Raw genomic sequence first — 22,974 nt, forward strand, 5'->3', positions numbered from 1 at the left:
CCCGCAGCAACGCTGCATCAACTCCCTCCTCGCCATGTTGATTTTGCCCGGTTCCAACGCTCTGCCTGCCTTCCGTTCCCAACGTCTTCTAGCCCAGTTACAAGCGATCGACAGCAATGTCGTCGAAGTGACCGGGCGTTTCGACCATTTTGTCGATGCCTCGACCGCGCTCAGCCAGGACGATATCGGCCGCCTGAACGCCTTGCTGACCTATGGCGATCCGTTCACTGCCGGCGAAGGCGGCGAAGAATTCATCGTGATTCCGCGCTTCGGCACCATCTCGCCATGGGCCAGCAAGGCCACCGACATCGCCCATAACTGCGGCATGGCGCATATCAAGCGCATTGAACGTGGCATCGCCTACCAGGTGAAACTGAAGAGCGGCTTGCTGGGCGGCGCCAAGAAACTCGGCGATGACAGCGTGCGCGCCATCGCAGACGTGCTGCATGACCGCATGACGGAAACCGTCTTGCGCAGCGCCGAGCAGGCGGCCGGCCTGTTCAGCGAACTGGATGCCAAGCCTCTGGCGTTCGTGGACTTGCTGGCGGGCGGCAAAGGCGCCCTGGAGCAAGCCAACAGCGAGCTGGGCCTGGCGCTGTCGGACGATGAAATCGACTACCTGCTGGCTGCGTTCACCAGCGCCAAGCGCAATCCGACCGACGTCGAACTGATGATGTTCGCGCAAGCCAACAGCGAACATTGCCGCCACAAGATTTTCAACGCCGACTGGGTTATCGACGGCGAAGCGCAAGACAAGTCATTGTTCGCGATGATCAAGAATACCCACCTGCTGCAGCCGAAAGGCACGATCGTCGCCTATAGCGACAATTCCTCGATCATCGAAGGCGCCACCGTGTCGCGCTTCTACGCGCGCGGCGCGGCGGAAGGCAATACCTACCGTGCTTCGGATGAGCTGACGCACATCCTGATGAAGGTCGAGACGCATAACCATCCGACCGCGATTTCGCCGTTTCCCGGCGCCTCCACCGGCGCCGGCGGCGAGATCCGCGACGAGGGCGCAACCGGCCGCGGCGCCAAGCCGAAGGCTGGCCTGACCGGTTTCACCGTATCCAACCTGCAGCTGCCGGATGCACGTCAAGCCTGGGAGAATGCGGCTGACGTCACCGCTGCCGGCCAGGCGGATGCAAGCCAGTATGGCAAGCCGGAGCGCATCGCTTCGGCCTTGCAGATCATGATCGACGGTCCGCTCGGCGGCGCTGCGTTCAACAATGAATTCGGCCGTCCTAACCTGGGCGGTTATTTCCGCACCTACGAACAGAACGTCGGCGGCAATGTGCAGGGTTACCACAAGCCGATCATGATCGCCGGCGGCATCGGCAGCATTTCGGACAAGCACACCAAGAAGAACGAACTGCCGGTCGGCAGCCTGCTGATCCAGCTGGGCGGCCCCGGCATGCGCATCGGCATGGGCGGCAGCGCGGCATCGTCGATGGCGACCGGTTCGAATACCGCCGACCTCGATTTCGATTCGGTCCAGCGCGGCAATCCTGAAATGGAACGGCGCGCGCAGGAAGTGATCAACGCCTGCTGGGCCATGGACGACAAGAATCCTATCCTGTCGATCCATGACGTCGGCGCCGGCGGCCTGTCCAACGCTTTCCCGGAGATCACCAACGACGCCAAGCGCGGCGCGATCTTCGATTTGCGCAAAGTGCCGCTGGAAGAAAGCGGCATGGCGCCCAAGGAAATCTGGAGCAATGAATCGCAGGAACGCTATGTGCTGGCGATCGCGCCGGAAAGCCTGCCGCTGTTCGAATATTTCTGCCAGCGCGAGCGCTGCCTGTTCGCGGTGGTCGGCACGGCTACCGAAGAGCGCCAGCTGAAGGTGGTCGATCCGCAACACGACAACAATCCGGTCGACATGCCGATGGATGTCCTGCTCGGCAAGCCGCCGAAGATGCAGCGCGATGTGAAGCATCTCAATCCGGTGCTGCCGGCGGTCGACCTGACCGGCATGGACCTGCTGGAAGTGTCGCAGCGCGTGCTGAAGCTGCCGGCGGTGGCCGACAAATCCTTCCTGATCACCATCGGCGACCGCACCGTCGGCGCGACTTCGGTGCGCGACCAGATGGTCGGCCCGTGGCAGGTCCCGGTCGCCGACTGTGCGGTCACCAGCATGAGTTTCGAGGGCTGCCTGGGCGAAGCGATGGCGATGGGCGAACGTACGCCGCTGGCGGTCATCAACGCCGCCGCATCGGGCCGCATGGCGGTCGGCGAAGCCTTGACCAACATCGCTGCCGCGGCGATTGCCGATATTTCCGACGTCAAGCTGTCCGCCAACTGGATGGCTGCCTGCGGCCAGCCAGGCCAGGACGCAGCCTTGTTCGATACCGTCAAGGCGATCGGCATGGAGCTGTGCCCGGCGCTGGGCATCAGCATCCCGGTCGGCAAGGATTCGCTGTCGATGCGCACTACCTGGAATGACGACGGCCAGGCCAAGGCGGTGACTTCGCCGGTGTCGCTGATCGTTTCCGCATTCGCGCCGGTGACCGATGTGCGCCGTTCGTTGACGCCGCAGCTGCGCACCGATCTCGGCGATACCGCCATCATCCTGGTCGACCTCGGCCGCGGCAAGAACCGCATGGGCGCTTCGGCGCTGACCCAGGTGATGCAGCAGATCGGCAATGAAACGCCGGACGTCGACAGCGCGGAAGACCTCAAGGCTTTCTTCGCCGCGATCCAGCAATTGAACAGCGAACAGAAACTGCTGGCTTACCATGACCGTTCCGACGGCGGCCTGTTCACTTCCTTGTGCGAGATGGCGTTCGCCGGCCACAGCGGCTTGTCGATCAATCTCGATATCCTGACCATGGAAAGCGAGCACGCGGCCGACTGGGGCGATTCCAAGAACTGGACCGGCCAGGTGGCCGAGCGCCGCAATGAACTGACCCTGCGCACGCTGTTCAGCGAAGAGCTGGGCGCGGTGCTGCAAGTGCGCGCCGAACAGAAGTCGGAAGTCATGAACGTGCTGCGCAGCTTCAACCTCGGCGCGTGCAGCCACATCATCGGCAAGCCGAACACGCGCGACGTCATCGAGTTCAGCCGCGACGCCAAGACCATCTACAGCCAGACTCGCATAGCGCTGCAGCGCCTGTGGAGCGAAACCAGCTGGCGCATCGCCCGCCTGCGCGACAATCCAGCCAGCGCCGATGCCGAATACGACCGCATCCTGGATGCCGCCGATCCTGGCATCACGCCGGTCGTGCCGTTCGACCTGCAAGACAATATCGCCGCGCCTTTCCTCAACCTGGCAGCCAAGCCGCGCGTGGCGATCTTGCGCGAGCAGGGCGTCAACTCGCATGTAGAGACTGCTTATGTCATGCACCAGGCCGGTTTCTCGGCGGTTGACGTCCACATGAGCGACCTGATCGCCGGCCGTGCGCGGCTGGACGATTTCAAGGGTTTCATCGCGGTCGGCGGTTTTTCGTACGGCGACGTGCTGGGCGCCGGCGAGGGCTGGGCCAAGACGATCCTGTTCAACGCCAAGCTGGCGGAGCAGTTCTCGCTGTTCTTCCAGCGCGGCGACACCTTTGCGCTGGGCGTCTGCAACGGCTGCCAGATGATGAGCAACCTGAAGGCGATCATCCCCGGCGCCCAGGCATGGCCGAAGTTCACCCGCAACAAGTCGGAAAAATTCGAGGCGCGCTTCTCGATGGTGCAAGTGGAATCGTCGCCATCGATTTTCCTGCAAGACATGGCCGGCACCCAAAGCGCCATCGCCATCGCGCACGGCGAAGGTTTTGCCGATTTCTCGCAAACCGGCGATATCAAGGAAGCGCTGGTCGCCATGCGCTTTGTCGACAACAAGGGGCAGGTGAGCGAAGCTTATCCGTACAACCCGAACGGTTCGCCGCAAGGCATCACCGCGGTGACTACGCCGGACGGCCGCTTCACGGTTTGCATGCCGCACGCCGAGCGGGTGTTCCGCACGGTGCAGCAATCGTGGCACCCTGATTCGTGGGGCGAGGATTCGCCATGGATGCGCATGTTCCGCAATGCGCGCAAGTGGGTGGGATAATCGCCTGGCCACCCGGCCATGCCGTTGCCGGCATGGCCGGGGCATAAAAAAAGCGCTCCGAGGAGCGCTTTTTCATTTACTGCGGTTTTGCTGTTGCCGGGGTCTTATTGCACCTTGGCTTTGGCGCGCAGATCAGCTTGGTAAGCTTGCAGCTTTTTCTGTTGCAGCGCTTCAGTGATTTGCGGTTTGACTTCAGCCAGGGTAGGGATCTTGGCTGCGCGTACTTCTTCCAGCTTGATCACGTGGTAGCCGAACTGGGTCTTGATCGGCGTTTCGGTCAATTGGCCAGGCTTCAAGGCCACCAGCGCATCGGAGAAAGGCTTCACGAAAGAAGCTGGAGTGGCCCAGCCCAGGTCGCCGCCGTTGGCTGCCGAACCTGGATCTTTCGATTGCTTGGCCAGGTCTTCAAACTTGCCGCCGGCTTTCAGCTTGGTGATGATGGATTTTGCATCGGCTTCGTTTTCAACCAGGATATGGCGAGCGTGATATTCCTTGTCGCCGGCTTGCGCCTTGAACTTGTCGTATTCAGCCTGGATGTCGGCATCCTTGATCGGGTTCTTCTTGACGAAGTCGGCAACCAGGGCGCGGATCAGGATCGATTGGCGGGCGATGTCGGCTTGCGCCTTGACGTCGGCGTTATTGCCCAAGCCCAGCTTGTCGGCTTCCTGGATCAGCACTTCGCGGTTGATCAGTTCGTCCTTGACCATGCTGCGCAGTTCCGGGGTGTCGGCCTGGCCGCCTTGCGCGGACAATTGCTTGACCATCATGTCGGCGCGCGACGAAGGGATTGCCTTACCATTCACGACTGCAAGGTTTTGGGCCATAACAGGCAAAGTCGCTGCTGCAAAAAGTACCACCAGTAAACGTGAAGGTTTAAATGTCATTATCAAATCCTAAATTGGGGAGGTTGTTAATAAATCAATGCGAGGCAAGGGCAGAATAACTGAAGTGTGTTTGAAGGGCAATTATTCTTTAAGATCACTTATGTTTTACGCAGCTTTGGTTTCAGATGGAGCTAGTGCAGTGATAGCCAATGCATGGATTTCAGTTTGCATCATATCAGCCAAGCAATCATACACCAGCCTATGCCGATTTAAGCGGTTTTGTCCTTCAAAAACTGCGCAAACTATCCGTACTTTATAGTGTCCGCCGCCTGATGCAGCACCGGCGTGTCCCACATGCAGCGCCGATTCGTCCTCCACTATACATTCCGACGGTGCAAGTGCCGCTGTCAATTTGTTACGAATGGTATCAAGTCTTGGGTTCATCTGGGTCCTTGATGTATTTGGAGAGCAGGATGCTTTGGCCGATCACGAAGGCAAACATCAGTCCCATGCCGCCGAACAGCTTGAAGTTGACCCAGGTGGCGGTCGGGAAATTGAAGGCGATGTACAGGTTCAGGCAGCCCATGGCGATGAAGAAGGCGATCCAGGCAAAGCCGACCCGCGGCCAGATCGGGTCGGGCAGGGCGATCTGCTTTTCCATCATGGTGCGGATCAGGTTCTTCTTGAGCAGCACTTGGCTGATCAGCAATGCCGCCGCGAATGCCCAGTACAGGACGGTCGGCTTCCATTTGATGAAGGTTTCGTTATGGAAGTAGATGGTGGCGCCGCCGAAGACGCAGATGATGACCAGGGATACCCACAGCATCGCATCGACTTTTTTCCGGCGCAGCAGCAGGTAGCCGATTTGCGCAATCGTGGCGACGATCGCCACCGCGGTAGCCAGCAGCACCGGCGCTTGCGTGGCGGTGACCACGCCGCCGGACACAAAACCCGACAGGTACTGGCTGGCCAGCGCCTGGGCAGCATCGGCGTTGCCTTCGCTCCATTTGAAGATGCCGAAAAAAAGAATTACCGGGAACAGGTCGAACAGGAACTTCATGTGTGTTTTTGCTTTCAGTCAGGATAAATGGTGGTCAGCGCGCGCATCAGCCGGCGGGATCAAAACGCAGCGACGCCGAATTGATGCAGTAGCGCAGGCCGGTTGGCGGCGGGCCGTCGGGAAATACGTGGCCGAGATGGGCGTCGCACACCTTGCATAAAATTTCAGTGCGCATCATGCCATGGCTGCGGTCGATGCGCTCTTCGACGTTGTCGGGATCGATCGCCTTGAAATAGCTCGGCCAGCCGCAGCCGGAATCGAACTTGGCGTCCGATTCGAACAGGGGCGTATTGCAGCACACGCAGGTATAGACGCCATGCTCGTGATGATCCCAGAACTTGCCGGTGAACGCCCGTTCGGTGGCGGCGTGGCGGGTTACCTCGTATTCCATCGGTTCCAGCGCGGCGCGCCATTCGGCGTCGGTTTTGATGACTTTGCTGCTCATAGCGTTTTAATCCAATCTAGGACGAACAACTGACTTCCAGCCCGCGCGCCCAGTCAGGAGGCAATTCGGCGTACCGGGCATGTTGCGGCTGTTCGTCAAACGGGTTTTCAAGAATCTGCTGCAGTTTCCTGACTTCCGAGAAGTCTTTCTCCTGCGCTCGTTCGATAGCGGTTTGCGCCAAATAGTTTCGTAATACATATTTGGGGTTGCTTGCATCCATGGCAAGCTTGCGGCTCCGGTCCTGGCTGTTTTCCAGTTTCAGGCGCGCCCGGTATTGTAACGCCCAGGCGTCAAATGCCGCACGGTCGATAAACAGGTCGCGCAGGGCTGCATCGCCGTCGCTGCCGTCCAGGCGCAGATTGCCGAGCCGGCGGAAAAACAGGGTGAAATCGACGTGGCTGCCCTGCATCAGGGCAAACATGGCGTCCAGCAATTTATCGTCGTCAGGCTGGCGCGACGCCAGGCCCAGCTTGGCATGCAGCAATTCATCCAGCTTGGCGCCGTATATCGCCTGGTAGTCGCCCAGCGCAGCTTCGGTTTCCTCGACGCTGCCGATCAGCGGCAACAGCGCCTGGCCCAGCGCAAAGCAGTTCCAGTGGCCGATCTGCGGCTGCTTGTCATAGGCGTAGCGGCCTTGCTGGTCGGTATGGTTGCAGATATGGCGAGGGTCGTAGGCTTCCATGAAGCCGAACGGGCCGTAATCCAGGGTCAGGCCGAGGATCGACATGTTGTCGGTATTCATCACGCCGTGCATGAAGCCGACTGCCTGCCATTGCGCCATCAGCTGCGCGGTGCGGCGTGTCACTTCGGCCAGCAACGCCTGGTATGGATTGCTTGCCGCCTGCAATTCCGGGTAAAAACCGGCGATCACATAGTCGGCCAGGGTTTTCAGTTCCTCGCGGCGGTTGTTGTAATACCAGTGCTCGAACGAACCGAAGCGCACGAAGCTGGGCGCCATGCGCGTCACGACGGCGGTGGTTTCGGGCCGTTCCCGCATCGCCAGCTGGTCGGAACCGATCACCGACAAGGCGCGCGAAGTAGGGATGCCCAGCGCCGCCATGGCTTCCGAGCACAGGTATTCGCGGATCGACGAGCGCAGCACGGCGCGGCCGTCGCCCATGCGCGAATAGGGCGTTGCGCCGGATCCTTTGAGCTGCAGCTCCAGCCGCCCGCCGTCGCTGGCGGCGACGTCGCCCAGCAGGATGGCGCGGCCGTCTCCCAATTGCCCGGCCCAGACGCCGAACTGGTGGCCGGAATACACCGCCGCCAACGACTGCGAATCGGCGGCGGCACGGTTGCCGGAGAACGTCTGGATGAAGTCCTCGCTGGCGCATTCCGGCGGCGCCAGTCCGATCAGCTGCGCGGCTTGTTCGCTGGCGGCGACCAGGTAGGGCGCGGGCAGCGGCGTCGGCGCAAGCCGTGTGTAAAAGGCAGCGGGCAGGCTGGCAAATGCGTTGGCGAAGCGTAGATGCTCGAATCCGGTCGCTTCGGGGAAAGCCAGGCGGTTGTTCATGACTGCATTGATCCTGATGGCAAGAAGGGAAACTCCAAGTATCTCACGGCGGCCGCCTGTCGTTTTTATTCGGCCGAAGTGAAGGCTTTGGCTGCCAAGGTCCTGGCATGATCGCGGATGTCGATTTGCCACGGCTCGCTCAATTCCTCGAAACGCAGCTGGTCGCCGGCAAAAAAGGCGCGCGTCGCTTCTTCAAAATTGGCCTGGTTGCCGGCCATGGCTGACATGAAACGGTAGGCGGATTCTTGCGCCTTGCGTACTTGGTCGCGTTCTTCGCCGCGGCGTTTCGCGTCCTCGACCAGCTTGCGCAGCGCCACCGAAGCGCCGCCCGGCTGCTGGTTGAGCCAGGCCCAGTGACGCGGCAGCAGGGTGACCTCGCGGCCGACGACGCCCAGTTTCGGACGTCCCGGGCCGCGCGCCGTTTCCTGCGCGTCGGCGCTTGTTTCTGCTGCCGCGGCGACGGCTTCCGTCGCGGACAGGCGCTGCAATACCTGCTCGGCGCTGCCGCGGAAATCGATTTCGACCTGTTCGCTGGTGACGCCGTCGAAGATCAAGACACTTGCCGAGTCGTTCCGGTCGATCAGTTCTTTTACTTTCAGCGCCACCAGCTCCAGCTGGCCGGAAGCGATGCGGTTGGCGCCGGCAAAGGCGATAACCTGGTGCGGGGTAATCTGGTTCATCGGATTCTCGTGATCTGTTTAGGTGAGCGAATATTACCCAGGTTTAATTGGGAGGTCAATATTACCTTGGTAAAAATATTCAGCCGACATTAACCATGGCTGGCAAACCGGTAGAATGCCGGACTGCCTGTCATTACCGTCTCTCACCATCCTGCGCAATGGAATTTACCCTCATTACTTTGCTCAACGGCCTCAGCTACGGCTTGCTGCTGTTCCTGCTGTCGTCGGGGCTGACGCTGATTTTCAGCATGCTGGGCGTGCTGAATTTCGCCCATGCGAGTTTTTACATGCTGGGCGCGTATTTCGCCTATGGGATCAGCGTCAAGCTGGGCTTCTGGCCGGCGCTGCTGCTGGCGCCGCTGCTGACCGGCCTGCTGGGGGCGCTGGTCGAGCGCTTCGGACTGCGCCATGTGCGGCGCCATGGACAGGTGGCGGAGCTGCTATTTACTTTCGGCCTGTCCTACCTGGTCGTCGAACTGGTGCAGCTGGCCTGGGGTAAAGCGGCGCTGCCGTATGCGATTCCGGCGCAGCTGGATGGTCCGTTGTTTACGTTTTATTCCACCACGTTTCCCATCTACCGCGGCTTCATGATGCTGCTGGCGTTGCTGGTGCTGCTGGCAGCGGCCTGGCTGCTGAAGCGTTCGCGCATCGGCCTGCTGGTCCAGGCGGCGCTGACGCATCCGCAGATGGTGGAAGCGCTCGGGCATAACGTGCCGCGCATTTTCACGCTGGTGTTTGCAGCCGGCTGCGGCCTGGCTGGATTGGCGGGCGTGGTCGGCGGCAATGCCTTTGTCACCGAGCCGGGCATGGCGGCCGGGGTCGGCAGCATCATTTTCGTGGTGGTGGTGGTCGGCGGCCTCGGTTCGCTGCGCGGGGCGTTCATGGCCTCGCTGCTGATCGGGATCCTGCAGACGTACGCGGTGGCGCTGGATGTGTCCCTGGCCAGCGCCCTGGTGCATTGGGGCCTGGCGCTCGATCCCGGCGCCGCGGCCTATCCGCTGCTGCAACTGACGCTGGCCCAGCTGGCGCCGGTGTTGCCGTACCTGCTGCTGGTGCTGGTCATGCTGCTGCGCCCGCGCGGCTTGTCCGGGGTGCGCGACTGATGGACACGCGCTTGGCACGAAAATGGGCCTGGATGGCGTTTGCACTGGCGCTGCTGGCCGCGCCCTGGGTGTTCCGGCAAAGCGCCGCGCTGTCGCTGCTGTCGCAATGCGGCAGCATGATGATCCTGGCGCTTTCCTACAACATGCTGCTCGGGCAGGCCGGCATGCTGTCGTTCGGACACGCCATGTATTCAGGCCTGGCCGCTTTTGCCGCCGTGCACGTGATGAACCGATGGGCTGGCGGCAGTCCTGCCGCGCTGGTGCTGGTGCCGCTGGCCGGCGGCTGCGCCGGTTTGCTGTGCGGCGCTGTCTTCGGTTTTGTCACTACCCGTAAGGCAGGCACGGCCTTGTCCATGATCAGCCTGGCGCTGGCTGAACTGGTAGCGGCCGGCGCCTTGATGCTGCCGGGATGGTTCGGCGGCGAGAGCGGGATCAGCACCGATCGCGTGCTCGGCGCGCCGCTGCTGGGCATCGACTTTGCTTCGCAGCTGCAGGTGTATTACCTGATCGCTTTCTGGCTGTTCGTATCCGCCGCCGCCATGTACGGGCTGACGCGCACGCCGCTGGGCCGCATCGCCAACGCCGTGCGCGACAATCCCGAACGGGCGGCATTCATCGGCCACGATCCGCGCCGCGTGCGTTACCTGATGTTCATGCTGTCGGCGTTTTTCGCCGGCATCGGCGGTGCGCTGACGGCCATCAATTTTGAAATCGCCAGCGCCGAAAACCTGGGTTTGCTGCGTTCGGCGCAAATCCTGTTGTTTACCTTTATCGGCGGCATCGGCTATTTCTTCGGGCCGATGTTAGGCGCGCTGGCCGGCGTGCTGTTCTCTGCCTTGTCGGCCTACACGCGAGGCTGGCAGCTGTATCTTGGCCTGCTGTTTGTGATCGTCGTGCTGTTTGCGCCCGGCGGCATCGCCGGCGTCCTGGCGAAAACGCTGTCGCTGCGGCGGCGGCCGGCGCTGCCGTTCCTGCTGCGTTCGGCCGGCTGGCTGCTGCTGGCAGCCGGCTCAGTGCTCTTGATTGAAATGCTGTACCGACGGGCGGGCGGCCTATGAGAGTGAATGAGATGCCGGTCATCCTGGAGCTGCGCAAGCTGCACAAACAATTTGGCAATGCGCAGATCATCCGCGGCGCGGACCTGCAGCTGAGGCAGGGTGAACGGCTGGCGCTGATCGGCCCCAACGGCGCCGGAAAATCGACCCTGTTCAACCTGGTCTCGGGCCGTACCGCCGCCAGCAGCGGCGAGATCCTGCTGCACGGACGGGACATAAGCGGCCTCAGTCCGTTCCAGGTCAACCGGCTTGGCCTGGCGCGCAGTTTCCAGATCACCAATATATTTCCGCGGCTGAGCGTCCGTGAAAACCTGCGCGCCGCGGTGCTGTCGGCGCATGGCTACCGTCATGTCTTCTGGCGCCGCTTGTCGGCCCTGCGCGCGGTCAGCCGGCGTACCGAAGAAGTGCTGCGGCAATGCGGCTTGCAAGCCGAGTGCGACACCCTCGGCGGCGACCTCAGCTATGCCGCCCAGCGCGCGCTGGAAATCGGCATCACGATTGCCGGCGATGCCGGCCTGATCCTGCTGGACGAACCCACCGCCGGCATGAGCCGAGACGAATCGGCCGCCGCCGCCGAGCTGATCCGCAGCGTCAGCGCCGGCAAGACCTTGCTGATGATCGAGCACGACATGGATGTGGTGTTCGGGCTGGTGGACCGGATCGCGGTGCTGGTCGAGGGGCGGATTATCGCCTGCGATACGCCGGCGGCCATCCGCGGCAACCGCGCGGTGCAGGCCGCTTACCTGGGGCATGCGGAGGCGGCGCCATGACGGCCCGGCTTGAAGTGCGCGGCTTGCACGCTTTCTACGGTCAAAGCCATGTCTTGCACGGCGTCGACCTGGATGTCGGGCCAGGCGAGATCGTCAGCCTGCTGGGCCGCAACGGCGCCGGCCGTTCTTCAACCCTGAAAGCGGTCATGGGCATGCTGCGCAGCAGCGGCTCGGTGCGCTTCAACGGGATCGAGCTGAACGGCTTGAAAACTTTCCAGATTGCCCGCCAGGGCCTGGCTTACGTGCCGGAAGAACGTGCCGTGTTTCCGACGCTGACGGTGGCGCAGAACCTGCTCCTGGGCCAGCAGCGCGAGCGGGTAGCGATGGACGACATGTGGCGGCTGATGCCGCAGCTGGTGGCGCGCAAGCATGTCGCCGCGGGTTTGCTGTCCGGCGGCGAACAGCAGATGCTCAGCCTGTGCCGCAGCCTGATGGGCAAGCCGCGGCTGGTCATGGTGGACGAGCCGACCGAGGGCCTGGCGCCGCACATGGTGCAATCGGTGGCGCAGCATCTGCTGGCGTTGCGGGCGCAAGGGCTGGGTGTGTTGCTGGTCGAGCAGAAGCTTGGCATCGCACTGGACATATCCGACCGTGTGCTGGTGATGGGGCATGGACGGATTGTATTTGCCGGCACGCCGGATGAATTGCGCGCCAATCCTGAGGTGCGGCAGAAATGGCTGGAAGTTTAAGTTACCAGTAGTCTTCGGTCACGAATTGTCCCGGCACCGCGCGCCTGCACGGACGCAAACCGCGCTGGTAGAGCATGTCGCGGGTTGCCGTGATCATTTCCGGATTGCCGCACATCATGATGCGCGATTTTTCTACCGTGATGTCCAGGCCGGCCGCCGCTTCCAGCTCGCCGCTGGTGAGCAGGGCGGTAATGCGGCCCTGGAGGTTGCCGGGAGTGGCTGTTTGCTGGTCGCGCGTGGTCGAGCGTAGCAGTTGCAGCCTGGCGCCGCCGGCAGCCAGTTCCGGCCGTTGCGGCAGGGCCGACAGCAGTTCCTGGTACGCCAGTTCCTCGGTGTTTCTTACGCAATGCACCAGGACCAGGTTGCGGAATTTCTTCCATACCGCGGGATCCTGCAGGATCGAGATGAATGGGCCGAGGCCGGTGCCGGTGGCCAGCATCCATAAATCCTCGCCATCCACAAAACGGTCCACGGTCATGAAGCCATAGCTGAATTTTTCCACCAGGATCGGATAACCCGGCTTCAGCCCTTTCAACTGTTCGGTAAACAAGCCGCCGGGGACTTGCACCAGGAAATATTCCAGTTCGTCTTCGGTGGCCGCCGAAGTCACCGAGTAGGCGCGCCACAGCGTTTCTGCGCCGGCGGTCACGCCCAGCCGGGCAAACTGTCCCGGCGTGAACCGGTAGCCGGCCGGGCGCGTGGTGCGGAACGACAGCAGCTTTTCGGTCCAGTAATGCACGCTGGTGACGGTCTCGGTGCTGGCTTTGAGCTGGGAAACCGGGGTTTTCGGTGGCGTGCTGCTCATGGCAGGGGTTCCTGTAGTTGTCCGCCGCCGCGCACCGCGCCAGAGGCGGCGGGCGGGTTCAGGCGCAAGGCCTGGCGCACGGTGAAGAAGGCCAGCAGCGGCGCCGCTGCGAAACAGATGAACAGCCATTGTGCCGCATTTGCGGCGCCGGGCAAACCGCCCGGGTCGGCCAGTCCCGCCAGCGAGGTCACCATGCCGGCCAGGGCGGCGCCGATGGCGGTGGCAAACAGCTGCACGGTGGTCAGCGAATAGGCCGCCAGGTTGCCTTCATCCGATGGCGCGCTGCTCAATATCTTTGCCATCAGGTGCGGCATGCCCATGCCTATGCCGAAACCGACCAGCACCAGCGCGATGCACAAGGGCAGCAGGCCATAGTCGTCCAGCGCGGCGGCCGACGGCAGCATGAACGACAGCGCCAGCAATGCCGCGATCACCACCAGCGGTCCGGCTTTCATGACAAATTTCGCGCGCGCGCCGCTATAGCTGGAGAACAGCAAGGCCGCCAGGGTCCAGCCGCAAGACATGATGCCGGTCAGGTAGCCGGCCAGCAGCGGCGAATGGCCCTGTATCACCTGCAGGAAATACGGCACGTAGATTTCAGTGGTCAGTCCCAGGATCATCAGGATCATGGTGGCGTACAGGGCGCCGATGCGGCTGCGCAAGGAAAATGCGCCGGTCGGCAGCAAACGTGTGCCGCCGCGCCGTTCCAGCCAGGCGATCAGTCCGACCAGGGCAATGCCGAGCAGGATGCCGCCGATATTCAATACGGCGCTGCTGAACAGGCTGGCCGCCGACACCGACAGCACCGCCGCCGCCAGCAGCAATATCTTGGCGAGCGGGGTGCTGTTCGTTTTTTCTTCCGGCGCCGTTTGCGCCGGGACTGTCAGCGTGAACTGCACCAGCAGCGCGAGTATGGCCGCTGCTGGCAACAGCGACCAGAACGCGCCGCGCCAGCTGCCGGCCTGTGCAAACATGCCGCCGATGGCGGGGCCCGACAGGGTCGAAATGCCCCACATGCCTGACATCAATGCCATGGCGCGCGACCACAAGGGCGGCGCAAACACCACCCGGATCATGGCGTAAGACAGCGCCACCAGCACGCCGCCGCCGAATCCCTGCACGGTGCGCGCCAGCAGCAGCCACACCATGTGCGGCGCCAGCGCGCAGCCGGCGGAACCCAGCGAAAACACCAGCAGCGCCAGCAGGCAGGCGGGACGGTAGCCGATCCATTCGACCAGCCGCGAAGCCAGGCCGGCGGCGATGATCGACGCTACCACGAACAAAGAAGTGGCCCAGGCATAGTATTCCAGGCCGCCGATATCCTTGACTACCGACGGCAGGATGGTGGTGACGATATAGACATTGGTGGCATGCATGCCGATGCCGCCGGCCAGCGTGACGGAGCGTAAGGCGTTGCGCCCTGACAGCAGGTCTGCCCAGCTGGCAGAGGGGGCGTCAGGCAAAGTAGAGGTAACTGACATGAATCGGTATGTCCTGTGTGCTGCGTGCTAATGGGAATTTTACTGCGGGGATCAGAATCCGCCGGTAAATTGATATCGTGAGCCTGGGTGCCACAAGGTAACGGAAGTCGCTACCGCTTGCCGCACCCAGGTACGGCGCGACAGCAGCAGGCATGGTTCGCCGGCTTCCATCTGCAGCAGCTTGCGCACCGCGGTTTCCGGTATCTTGGATTCGATGCTGTATTCGGCTTTGTCGAGCGGCGCGATCTGCACCATGTAGTGGTTCGGCGTGATGCGGTGGAAATCCTGCTGCAGGTAGTCAGGGAACAGCAGCGGATTGGTGTAGCGGTCCTCCAGCTGGATCGGGATGTCGTCGGCAAAATGCACGATCACCGAATGAAACGCCGGGCCGCTTTCCAGTCCCAGCGCCTTCAATGCCACCGGCGCATTGCTGGCTTCCAGCGTCAGCACCTGGCTGCGGTAGCGGTGGCCGCGTGCCACCAGTTCATCGTCGATGCTGTGTATCTCCACCAGGGTCGACTGGTATTTGTCAGGCGCGACGTAAGTGCCCGAACCCTGGATCCGCACCAGCAGCTGGTTGTCGGTCAGTTCACGCAGGGCGCGGTTGACCGTCATGCGCGACAGGCTGAATTGCAGCATCAGTTCGCGCTCGGAAGGGATCAGGTCGCCCGGCTTCCATTCGCCGCTGCGGATCTGCTGCAAGACGTGGTCCTTGACCTGTTGAAATGCGGGGACTGCTTTGTTGTTTGATGCGCCATGCATGTGCAGGCTCCTACTCAAGAAATTCATCACGGATACTACATCAGTTGCTAACAGAACTCATTTCCCCCATATCCGTGAGTGCGAACGGACTATTTGGGCGTATTGCTGCGTTGCGCCGCTTGCCAAGGGAACCACCCTTGGCTGCGCGACGCGCCTTGCACTACTTCCCAAATAGCCGCGTTCGCACTCACGGATATGGGGGAAAGTGAGTTCTTTGCCAAGTATGCAAGTTCAAGTGGCCTTGAAGTCAACAAAAATTTTTACTCGCTTGCATAAATTCGGTTGACTAAGTTGTATAGGCATTATATTTTACTGGACTATACAACTTGCTGTTTTGTTTTTCAGCGATCTTAATGATAAAGATCGGCGCCGCCACTTTAAGGAGATGAGTCAACATGAGCACAATGAGCACAAACGCCGACCCACGGCGCGACCCCAGCCGCACCATCCGCGCCCCGCGCGGCACAACCCTGACCGCCAAGAGCTGGCTGACCGAAGCGCCGCTGCGCATGCTGATGAACAATCTCGACCCGGAAGTGGCCGAACGGCCGAACGACCTGGTGGTCTACGGCGGCATCGGCCGCGCCGCGCGCGACTGGGCCTGTTTCGACAAGATCGTCGAGGCGCTCACCAAGCTGGAAGACGACCAGACCCTGCTGATCCAGTCCGGCAAGCCGGTCGGCGTATTCCAGACCCATGCCGATGCGCCGCGGGTGCTGCTGGCCAATTCCAACCTGGTGCCGAAATGGGCCAACTGGGAACACTTCAACGAACTCGACCGCAAGGGCCTGTTCATGTACGGCCAGATGACCGCCGGCAGCTGGATCTACATCGGCAGCCAGGGCATCGTGCAAGGCACGTTTGAAACCTTTGCCGAAGCAGGGCGCCAGCATTTCGGCGGCGACCTGTCCGGGCGCTGGATCCTGACCGCCGGCCTGGGCGGCATGGGCGGCGCGCAGCCGCTGGCGGCAACCCTGGCCGGCGCCGCCTCGCTGACCATCGAATGCAAGCAGTCCAGCATCGATTTCCGCCTGCGCACGCGTTATCTCGACAAGCAGGCCAAGGACCTGGACGATGCGCTGGAACTGATCAAATACCATACCGGACGCAAGGAAGCGATTTCCATCGGGCTGCTCGGCAACGCCGCGGAAGTCCTGCCTGAGCTGGTCAGGCGCGCCAAGGCCGGCGGCATCAAGCCTGACCTGGTGACCGACCAGACTTCCGCGCATGACCTGATCAACGGTTACCTGCCGACAGGCTGGAGCGTCGAGCAGTGGGTGGCAGCGCAGCACGATCCGTCGCAGCAAGCGCGGCTGACCGCCGATGCCGCAAAGTCATGCGCGCAGCACGTGCAAGCCATGCTGGATTTCCATGGGATGGGCATCAAGACCGTCGACTACGGCAACAACATCCGCCAGGTAGCGTTCGACCAGGGCGTCAAGAACGCCTTCGATTTTCCCGGCTTCGTGCCGGCCTATATCCGGCCGCTGTTTTGCGAAGGCAAGGGGCCGTTCCGCTGGGTCGCCCTGTCCGGCGACCCGGAAGATATCTACAAGACCGACGCCAAGATCAAGGAGCTGTTCCCGCAAAACAAGCATGTGCACCGCTGGCTGGACATGGCGCGCGAGCGCATTGCGTTCCAGGGCTTGCCGGCGCGGATCTGCTGGCTCGGCTTGGGAGAGCGCCATATCGCAGGCCTTGCCTTCAACGAAATGGTGCGCACCGGCGAACTGAAGGCGCCGATCGTGATCGGCCGCGACCACCTCGATACCGGTTCGGTCGCCAGCCCGAACCGTGAAACCGAAAGCATGAAAGACGGCACCGATGCGGTTTCCGACTGGCCCTTGCTGAACGCCTTGCTGAACACGTCCGGCGGCGCTACCTGGGTTTCGCTGCATCACGGCGGCGGGGTAGGCATGGGCTACTCGCAGCATGCCGGCATGGTGATCGTCGCCGACGGCACCGAAGCCGCCGCCAAGCGCCTGGCGCGGGTGCTGGTCAACGATTGCGCCTCCGGCGTGATGCGCCATGCCGACGCCGGCTACGAAGCGGCGATCGAGTGCGCCAAGCGCCATAACCTGAACCTGCCGATGATCAACCGTTAACAGGCCCTAGGCTAATTTGAAAGAAATGACCATGAAAACACCGTTGACTCTGCAACCAGGAAAAATGTCTTTGGCAGAGATCCGCCGCATCTGGGCCGAAGCCGTGCCGCTGGCATTGCCGCCTGCCGCTTATGACGCCATCAATGCTTCCGCCGCCACCGTCGCCAGGATCGTCGAACGCGGCGATGCCGCCTACGGCATCAATACCGGCTTCGGCAAGCTGGCCAAGACCCGCATCCCGGACGAACAGCTGGAACTGCTGCAGCGCAACCTGATCCTGTCGCACTCGGTCGGCACCGGCGACCTGATCGACGATGCCGCGGTGCGCCTGATCCTGGCCATGAAGATCGGCAGCCTGGCGCGCGGCTATTCCGGCATCCGGGCGCAGGTGATCGATACCCTGCTGGCGATCTACAACGCCGGCATCATGCCTTGTATCCCGGTCAAAGGTTCGGTCGGCGCCTCGGGCGACCTGGCGCCCTTGTCGCACATGACCCTGGCGATACTCGGTGAAGGCCAGGTGCGGGTCGACGGCAAGCTGGTCGAGGCCAAGGAAGCGCTGGCGCGGGCCGGCATCGCGCCTATCGTGCTGGCGGCCAAGGAAGGACTGGCGCTGATCAACGGCACCCAGGTGTCTACCGCCTTGACCTTGAACGGCCTGTTCCTGGCGGAACGCGTGCTGGAAGCCGCCACGGTAACCGGAGCATTGGCGGTCGACGCCGCCCGCGGCAGCGATGCGCCGTTCGACCCGCGCGTGCATGAAGTGCGCGGCCAGCCGGGGCAGATCGCCACCGCCAAGATTTACCGCCAACTGCTGAACGGCAGCGCGATCCGCCAATCGCACCTGGTCAACGACGAACGGGTGCAGGATCCCTACAGCTTGCGTTGCCAGCCGCAGGTGATGGGCGCCTGCGTCGACCTGATCGGCAATGCGGCGCGCACCTTGCTGATCGAAGCCAATGCCGTGACCGACAATCCGCTGATTTACGCCGAGCATGACGAGGTGATATCCGGCGGCAATTTCCACGCCGAGCCGGTGGCTTTCGCAGCCGACACGCTGGCCCTGGCGATTGCCGAAATAGGCGCCTTGTCGGAGCGCCGCATCGCGCTGCTGATCGATTCTTCCCTGTCCGGTTTGCCGCCGTTCCTGGTGCAGTCGTCCGGCCTCAATTCCGGTTTCATGATCGCCCACGTCACCGCTGCAGCGCTGGCGTCCGAGAACAAGTCGCTGGCGCATCCGGCCAGCGTCGACAGCCTGCCGACTTCGGCCAACCAGGAAGACCACGTCAGCATGGCGACTTTCGCCGGCCGCCGCCTGCACGAGATGGCGCACAACACCGCCACCATCGTCGCGATCGAATTGCTGGCGGCGGCGCAGGGCGTCGATTGCCACCTGCCCCTGACCACCTCGCCGCTGCTGGATGAAGTGCAGCAGCGTTTGCGCAAGCAGGTGGCGTTCTACGATAAGGACCGTTTCTTCGCGCCGGATATCGAAGCCGCCAAGCAGCTGGTGCTGCAAGGCGCGGTCAGCGGCAGCTGCCATGCCTTGTTTGCCGGCCTGTACGGCCAGTAACATGCGTTTGCTCAAGTTCGAAGAGCTGCAGGCTACGCCCTGGAAAAACGGCGGCGGCGTCACGCGCGAGCTGTACGGTTATCCGGCAGGAGCCTCGTTCGATGCATTTTTGTGGCGGGTGAGCATTGCCGATGTCAGCCAGTCCGACGCCTTTTCCAGTTTCCCGGGAGTCGACCGGGTGATCATGTTGCTGGAGGGGGACGGCATGCAGCTGCGCTCGGCCGGCGGTGGGGCGGCCTTGTTGACGCCTTTGCAACCGCACCGTTTCCGCGGCGAAGAGCAGGTCGACGCACAGCTGGCAGGCGGTGCCTGCCAGGATTTCAACCTGATGCTGCGGCGCGGGGCGGCTAGCGGCACAGTCGATGTCTGGCATGCCGACCAGGACCTGGCGCAGGACGCCAGCCTGCTGTTTTGCGTGCAAGGCCGCTGGGACGTGCTGACCGATAATGGCGAACAGGCAACGCTGGAGCCGCGCCAGGCCCTGGTCTTTGACGAACAGCCAGGACGGCTGGCGTTGCGTTCGCTGCAGGCCGGCAGTATCGTTATCAGTGTCAGCATCAACCTGCTATAGGAAAACCAGCATGCCGCAGAGTCAAGTTGAAGCAGCCCGGTTGGCCGACGGCGTCTGGCGCCAGGCCAGGATTGCGCCGTCCGGCAACCCCGGCCAAGTCATCCTGGATGGCGCCATGGTGGTGCGCGACGGCCTGGTCGCCTGGATCGGCAGCGAGGCTGAACTGCCTGCAGAATTCAGGCAAGCGGGCCTGGCGCAGCACGATGTGGGCAAGCGCTGGATCACGCCCGGCCTGATCGACTGCCACACCCACCTGGTATACGGCGGCAACCGCGCCGACGAATTCGCCATGCGCCTGGCCGGCGCCAGTTATGAAGAAATCGCCAGGAGCGGCGGCGGCATTGTATCGACCGTGCGCGCGACCCGCGCAGCCAGTGAAGACAGCCTGTTCCGGCAATCGGCGCGGCGCCTGGAAGCCTTGCTGGCGGAAGGCGTGACCACGATTGAAATCAAATCCGGCTACGGCCTCGACCTGCAGACCGAACGCAAGATGCTGCGGGTGGCGCGGCGCCTGGGCGAGTCTTATCCGGTCACCGTCTACACCACGTTTCTTGGCGCCCACGCCTTGCCGCCCGAATACAAGGACCGCGCCGACGCGTACATCAGGCTGGTCTGCGACCAGATGCTGCCGGCCTTGCATGCGGAAGGACTGGTCGACGCGGTCGATGTGTTTTGCGAGAACATCGGCTTTTCCGTAGCGCAGAGCGAACAGGTGTTTATCGCAGCCGGCAAGCTTGGCCTGCCGGTGAAGATGCACGCCGACCAGCTGTCGAATATCGGCGCCACCCAGCTGGCGACACGTTACAAGGCGCTGTCGGTTGACCATCTGGAGCACCTGAGCGAAGCGGATGTGGCGGCGATGCAGGAAAGCGGAACGGTCGCCGTGCTGCTGCCCGGCGCCTATTACTTCATCCGCGAAACAAAACAGCCGCCGCTGGAACTGCTGCGGCGCTACCGGATTCCGGTGGCGGTTTCCACCGACAGCAATCCGGGTACTTCACCCAGCACTTCCTTGCTGCTCATGCTGAACATGTCTTGCACCTTGTTCAGGATGACGACCGCGGAAGCCCTGATGGGGGTGACCGGCAACGCCGCGCTCGCGCTCGGCAAGGCGGATCGGCATGGCTTGCTGGCGGCGGGACGCGCTGCCGACTTTGTAGTCTGGTCGGTGGAGTCGCTGGCGGAGCTGGCCTATTGGTCGGGTCTCAATCCCTGTAGCGCGATAGTGCGCGGCGGCCGTTTCGCTGCGGTATCGCAAAACGAAATATCATGAGGAAAATATCATGAAGCAGCTGATCGCAGACCGTGCCCTGTTGCCGGGAGGCTGGCGCAACAACGTCCTGCTGGAGTGGGACGACCATGGCATCCTGACCCGCGTCAGCCCTGATTCCGATGCCGCCGCCGTAGCTGTCGCCGGCACGGTGTTGCCAGGCATCGCCAACCTGCATTCACATGCATTCCAGCGAGCGATGGCCGGGCTGACCGAATACCGCAGCGATCCGAAAGACAGTTTCTGGAGCTGGCGCACCCTGATGTACAAGTTTGCCGGCAAGCTGTCGCCTGCCGACCTGAAGGCGATTGCGCTCCAGCTGTATATCGAGATGCTGCAGGCCGGTTATACCTCGGTCTGCGAATTCCACTACCTGCATCACGATGCGGACGGCAAGCCTTACGCCGACCCGGCCGAAAACATGGTGTGCCTGATCGAAGCGGCGCAGGAAGCGGGCATCGGCCTGACCTTGCTGCCGGTGATGTACCAGTACAGCGGCTTCGGCGCCCAGGCGCCGCACGCCGGGCAAGCGCGTTTTATCAATTCGCCGGAGTGGATCATCGGCGCCTTGCAAGCCCTGCAGGCGGCGCACCCGCAGCATGCCGGCCTGCGCTACGGCGTCGCTCCCCATTCCTTGCGCGCGGTGTCGCCGCAATCGCTGCAGCAGCTGCTGACGCTGCTCAGGCAATGGGATGCGCAGGCGCCGGTGCATATCCACATTGCGGAACAAGAGAAAGAGGTCGAGGACTGTGTCGCCGCGCTGGGTGCGCGGCCGGTGGCCTGGCTGCTGGAGCATGCCGAGGTCGACCGCCGCTGGTGCCTGGTGCACGCTACCCACATGACTACCGCCGAAACCGAAAAGCTGGCGCGCAGCGGCGCCGTCGCCGGCATTTGCCCGACGACCGAAGCCAACCTGGGCGACGGCATTTTCAACGGCGTAGCCTATGCCGGCGCGCAAGGTGCGTGGGGCATCGGCTCTGATAGCCATATCAGCACCAGCGTCAGCGAAGAATTGCGGTTGTATGAATACAGCCAGCGCCTGCTGCACCGCCAGCGCAACATGCTGGCCGGCGGCGAGGGTGCTTCCGTCGGCGGCTATCTGTACCGGCAAGCCTTGCGCGGCGGCGCGATCGCCAGCGGCCGCCAGGTGGCCGGCCTGGAAACCGGACAGCGCGCCGACCTGCTGGTGCTGGATCCGCAGCATGCCGACCTGGGCGGCAAACACGGCGACCAATTGCTCGACAGTTTCGTGTTTTGCCAGCACGGCCAAACGCCGGTGCGCGACGTCATGGCCGGCGGCCATTGGGTGGTCCGCGACCACAAGCACGGCCGGCAGGAGCAGAGCGCCGCGGCTTATGCGCGTACCATGAAGAAATTGCTGGATTAAGAATAGTTAAGGAAAGCTGATGAACCCGCCTGTAGAAAAATTCCTGTTCCGTCGCGGCAGGCTGCCGCTGCTGGTGTCGATGCCGCATGCGGGCGAGCACATCCCGCCGGCCATCGCCGCGGACATGAGCGCCGCGGCGCTGGAGATTGCCGATACCGACTGGCACATGCCAAGGTTGTACAGCTTCCTGGAGGAGCTAGGCGCTTCGGTCCTGGTGGCGACCCATTCGCGTTACGTGATTGACCTGAACCGGCCCGAGGACAACGTCAACCTCTATCCGGGGCAGGATACGACCGGGCTGTGCCCGCTGGACACCTTCCACAAGCAAGCCCTGTATCAAGCCGGGAAAGATCCGGGCGAGGCGGAAATACAGCGCCGCATCACGCAGTACTGGCGCCCTTACCACCAGCAGCTGGAGCAGGAACTGCAGCGCATGCGCGCCGAGCACGGCGTGGCGATGCTGTGGGACGCGCATTCCATCGCATCGGTGGTGCCGCGCTTTTTCGAAGGGCGCTTGCCCGACCTGAACCTGGGCACCGGCGCCGGCAGTTCGTGCGCGCCGGAACTGACACAGCAATTGCAGGCGGTCGCCGCCCAGGCTGCCGAGGCGGGTTACAGCCATGCAGTGAACGGCCGCTTCAAGGGCGGCCACATTACCCGCCATTACGGCAAGCCGGAGCAGAACATCCATGCGGTGCAGCTGGAGCAGGCGCAGCTGACCTATATGGAAGAACAGCTGCCGTTTGCTTTCGACGAACAGCGCGCGGCGCTGGTGCGGCCGGTTTTGCAGCGTTTCATGGACGTGATGCTGGCCTGGGCCAAAGATCACGCCTCGGACTGAA

20 protein-coding genes are annotated in these 22,974 nt (G+C 62.7%); 11 read left to right on the forward strand and 9 right to left on the reverse strand.

The annotated features are described in order from the left end of the window. Positions 1–34 precede the first annotated feature (34 nt). On the forward strand, positions 35–4,039 hold the full coding sequence (gene purL / locus AC07RZ_RS19570; protein ID WP_494669205.1) for a phosphoribosylformylglycinamidine synthase: 4,005 nt from the start codon (positions 35–37) through the stop codon (positions 4,037–4,039). 104 nt (positions 4,040–4,143) lie between these two features. Here purL and AC07RZ_RS19575 read toward each other — a convergent pair whose 3' ends face one another. The 6 genes from AC07RZ_RS19575 to AC07RZ_RS19600 form a co-directional block, all read right to left on the reverse strand. Continuing rightward, complete coding sequence (locus AC07RZ_RS19575) at positions 4,144–4,923, reverse strand: peptidylprolyl isomerase (RefSeq protein ID WP_144736686.1); 780 nt, start codon at positions 4,921–4,923, stop codon at positions 4,144–4,146. 105 nt (positions 4,924–5,028) lie between these two features. Next, positions 5,029–5,307, reverse strand: a complete 279-nt coding sequence (locus tag AC07RZ_RS19580) for a BolA family protein (protein ID WP_092393844.1) — start codon at positions 5,305–5,307, stop codon at positions 5,029–5,031. Beyond that, the gene (locus AC07RZ_RS19585; protein WP_144736685.1) at positions 5,291–5,923 is read right to left on the reverse strand and encodes a septation protein A; all 633 of its coding nucleotides are present in this window, start codon (positions 5,921–5,923) and stop codon (positions 5,291–5,293) included. Before AC07RZ_RS19585 ends, AC07RZ_RS19580 begins: the two co-directional genes overlap by 17 nt. Positions 5,924–5,969: 46 nt before the next feature. Continuing rightward, on the reverse strand, positions 5,970–6,368 hold the full coding sequence (gene msrB / locus AC07RZ_RS19590; protein WP_144736683.1) for a peptide-methionine (R)-S-oxide reductase MsrB: 399 nt from the start codon (positions 6,366–6,368) through the stop codon (positions 5,970–5,972). A 16-nt stretch (positions 6,369–6,384) separates the two neighbouring features. Beyond that, entirely contained in the window at positions 6,385–7,881 is a 1,497-nt protein-coding gene (locus AC07RZ_RS19595) for a protein adenylyltransferase SelO (protein ID WP_494669206.1), read from the reverse strand. 65 nt (positions 7,882–7,946) lie between these two features. Beyond that, positions 7,947–8,561, reverse strand: a complete 615-nt coding sequence (locus AC07RZ_RS19600; RefSeq protein WP_494669207.1) for a DUF2239 family protein — start codon at positions 8,559–8,561, stop codon at positions 7,947–7,949. A gap of 158 nt (positions 8,562–8,719) precedes the next feature. On the opposite strand from AC07RZ_RS19600, the gene AC07RZ_RS19605 reads away from it, so the two are divergent. The 4 genes from AC07RZ_RS19605 to AC07RZ_RS19620 are packed head-to-tail and all read left to right on the forward strand — an operon-like array spanning position 8,720 to position 12,178. Further along, a complete protein-coding gene (locus AC07RZ_RS19605; protein ID WP_494669208.1) occupies positions 8,720–9,664 on the forward strand; it encodes a branched-chain amino acid ABC transporter permease in 945 nt (314 codons plus the stop codon). 11 nt (positions 9,665–9,675) lie between these two features. Further along, positions 9,676–10,722, forward strand: a complete 1,047-nt coding sequence (locus AC07RZ_RS19610; protein WP_494669209.1) for a branched-chain amino acid ABC transporter permease — start codon at positions 9,676–9,678, stop codon at positions 10,720–10,722. Continuing rightward, positions 10,719–11,489 carry an ABC transporter ATP-binding protein gene (locus tag AC07RZ_RS19615; protein ID WP_494669210.1) on the forward strand — a complete coding sequence of 257 codons (771 nt, stop codon included), beginning with the start codon at positions 10,719–10,721 and terminating at the stop codon, positions 11,487–11,489. The genes AC07RZ_RS19610 and AC07RZ_RS19615 overlap by 4 nt, the downstream gene beginning before the upstream one ends. Then, positions 11,486–12,178, forward strand: coding sequence for an ABC transporter ATP-binding protein (locus tag AC07RZ_RS19620; protein ID WP_494669211.1), 693 nt, complete (start codon positions 11,486–11,488; stop codon positions 12,176–12,178). The genes AC07RZ_RS19615 and AC07RZ_RS19620 overlap by 4 nt, the downstream gene beginning before the upstream one ends. Position 12,179: 1 nt before the next feature. Here AC07RZ_RS19620 and AC07RZ_RS19625 read toward each other — a convergent pair whose 3' ends face one another. From AC07RZ_RS19625 to hutC, 3 genes are read right to left on the reverse strand one after another with little or no spacing between them, the layout of a single operon-like run. Next, the gene (locus tag AC07RZ_RS19625) at positions 12,180–12,983 is read right to left on the reverse strand and encodes a ferredoxin--NADP reductase (RefSeq protein WP_494669212.1); all 804 of its coding nucleotides are present in this window, start codon (positions 12,981–12,983) and stop codon (positions 12,180–12,182) included. Then, complete coding sequence (locus tag AC07RZ_RS19630; RefSeq protein WP_494669213.1) at positions 12,980–14,464, reverse strand: MFS transporter; 1,485 nt, start codon at positions 14,462–14,464, stop codon at positions 12,980–12,982. The genes AC07RZ_RS19625 and AC07RZ_RS19630 overlap by 4 nt, the downstream gene beginning before the upstream one ends. 51 nt (positions 14,465–14,515) lie before the next feature. Next, positions 14,516–15,226, reverse strand: coding sequence for a histidine utilization transcriptional repressor HutC (gene hutC / locus AC07RZ_RS19635; RefSeq protein ID WP_494669214.1), 711 nt, complete (start codon positions 15,224–15,226; stop codon positions 14,516–14,518). 404 nt (positions 15,227–15,630) lie between these two features. Here hutC and hutU point away from each other — a divergent pair, with 404 nt between their 5' ends. The 6 genes from hutU to hutG are packed head-to-tail and all read left to right on the forward strand — an operon-like array spanning position 15,631 to position 22,973. Beyond that, on the forward strand, positions 15,631–17,331 hold the full coding sequence (hutU, locus tag AC07RZ_RS19640; protein WP_494669267.1) for a urocanate hydratase: 1,701 nt from the start codon (positions 15,631–15,633) through the stop codon (positions 17,329–17,331). A 25-nt stretch (positions 17,332–17,356) separates the two neighbouring features. Then, positions 17,357–18,904, forward strand: coding sequence for a histidine ammonia-lyase (hutH, locus tag AC07RZ_RS19645; RefSeq protein WP_494669215.1), 1,548 nt, complete (start codon positions 17,357–17,359; stop codon positions 18,902–18,904). A gap of 1 nt (position 18,905) precedes the next feature. Then, positions 18,906–19,475 (forward strand): HutD/Ves family protein, encoded by a 570-nt coding sequence (locus AC07RZ_RS19650; RefSeq protein WP_494669216.1) that lies wholly within the window; start codon positions 18,906–18,908, stop codon positions 19,473–19,475. A 10-nt stretch (positions 19,476–19,485) separates the two neighbouring features. Further along, on the forward strand, positions 19,486–20,748 hold the full coding sequence (gene hutI, locus AC07RZ_RS19655) for an imidazolonepropionase (protein WP_494669217.1): 1,263 nt from the start codon (positions 19,486–19,488) through the stop codon (positions 20,746–20,748). A 10-nt stretch (positions 20,749–20,758) separates the two neighbouring features. Next, positions 20,759–22,132, forward strand: a complete 1,374-nt coding sequence (locus AC07RZ_RS19660) for a formimidoylglutamate deiminase (protein WP_494669218.1) — start codon at positions 20,759–20,761, stop codon at positions 22,130–22,132. Between the two features lie 19 nt (positions 22,133–22,151). Further along, a complete protein-coding gene (hutG, locus tag AC07RZ_RS19665; RefSeq protein ID WP_494669219.1) occupies positions 22,152–22,973 on the forward strand; it encodes an N-formylglutamate deformylase in 822 nt (273 codons plus the stop codon). The last annotated feature ends 1 nt before the right edge of the window (position 22,974 follow it).

The sequence above is a fragment of the Collimonas sp. GW821-FHT07E08 genome (assembly GCF_059418905.1).

Excerpts from the sequence above, each read along its gene's own strand:
- hutC (WP_494669214.1), bottom strand. The coding sequence starts at position 15,226 with ATGCATGGCGCATCAAACAACAAAGCAGTCCCCGCATTTCAACAGGTC.
- AC07RZ_RS19625 (WP_494669212.1), bottom strand. The coding sequence starts at position 12,983 with ATGAGCAGCACGCCACCGAAAACCCCGGTTTCCCAGCTCAAAGCCAGC.
- AC07RZ_RS19575 (WP_144736686.1), bottom strand. The coding sequence starts at position 4,923 with ATGACATTTAAACCTTCACGTTTACTGGTGGTACTTTTTGCAGCAGCG.
- AC07RZ_RS19620 (WP_494669211.1), top strand. The coding sequence starts at position 11,486 with ATGACGGCCCGGCTTGAAGTGCGCGGCTTGCACGCTTTCTACGGTCAA.
- AC07RZ_RS19600 (WP_494669207.1), bottom strand. The coding sequence starts at position 8,561 with ATGAACCAGATTACCCCGCACCAGGTTATCGCCTTTGCCGGCGCCAAC.
- hutI (WP_494669217.1), top strand. The coding sequence starts at position 19,486 with ATGCCGCAGAGTCAAGTTGAAGCAGCCCGGTTGGCCGACGGCGTCTGG.
- purL (WP_494669205.1), top strand. The coding sequence starts at position 35 with ATGTTGATTTTGCCCGGTTCCAACGCTCTGCCTGCCTTCCGTTCCCAA.
- AC07RZ_RS19580 (WP_092393844.1), bottom strand. The coding sequence starts at position 5,307 with ATGAACCCAAGACTTGATACCATTCGTAACAAATTGACAGCGGCACTT.
- AC07RZ_RS19615 (WP_494669210.1), top strand. The coding sequence starts at position 10,719 with ATGAGAGTGAATGAGATGCCGGTCATCCTGGAGCTGCGCAAGCTGCAC.
- AC07RZ_RS19660 (WP_494669218.1), top strand. The coding sequence starts at position 20,759 with ATGAAGCAGCTGATCGCAGACCGTGCCCTGTTGCCGGGAGGCTGGCGC.
- AC07RZ_RS19585 (WP_144736685.1), bottom strand. The coding sequence starts at position 5,923 with ATGAAGTTCCTGTTCGACCTGTTCCCGGTAATTCTTTTTTTCGGCATC.
- hutG (WP_494669219.1), top strand. The coding sequence starts at position 22,152 with ATGAACCCGCCTGTAGAAAAATTCCTGTTCCGTCGCGGCAGGCTGCCG.
- AC07RZ_RS19605 (WP_494669208.1), top strand. The coding sequence starts at position 8,720 with ATGGAATTTACCCTCATTACTTTGCTCAACGGCCTCAGCTACGGCTTG.
- msrB (WP_144736683.1), bottom strand. The coding sequence starts at position 6,368 with ATGAGCAGCAAAGTCATCAAAACCGACGCCGAATGGCGCGCCGCGCTG.
- AC07RZ_RS19650 (WP_494669216.1), top strand. The coding sequence starts at position 18,906 with ATGCGTTTGCTCAAGTTCGAAGAGCTGCAGGCTACGCCCTGGAAAAAC.
- hutU (WP_494669267.1), top strand. The coding sequence starts at position 15,631 with ATGAGCACAAACGCCGACCCACGGCGCGACCCCAGCCGCACCATCCGC.
- AC07RZ_RS19595 (WP_494669206.1), bottom strand. The coding sequence starts at position 7,881 with ATGAACAACCGCCTGGCTTTCCCCGAAGCGACCGGATTCGAGCATCTA.
- AC07RZ_RS19630 (WP_494669213.1), bottom strand. The coding sequence starts at position 14,464 with ATGTCAGTTACCTCTACTTTGCCTGACGCCCCCTCTGCCAGCTGGGCA.
- hutH (WP_494669215.1), top strand. The coding sequence starts at position 17,357 with ATGACCATGAAAACACCGTTGACTCTGCAACCAGGAAAAATGTCTTTG.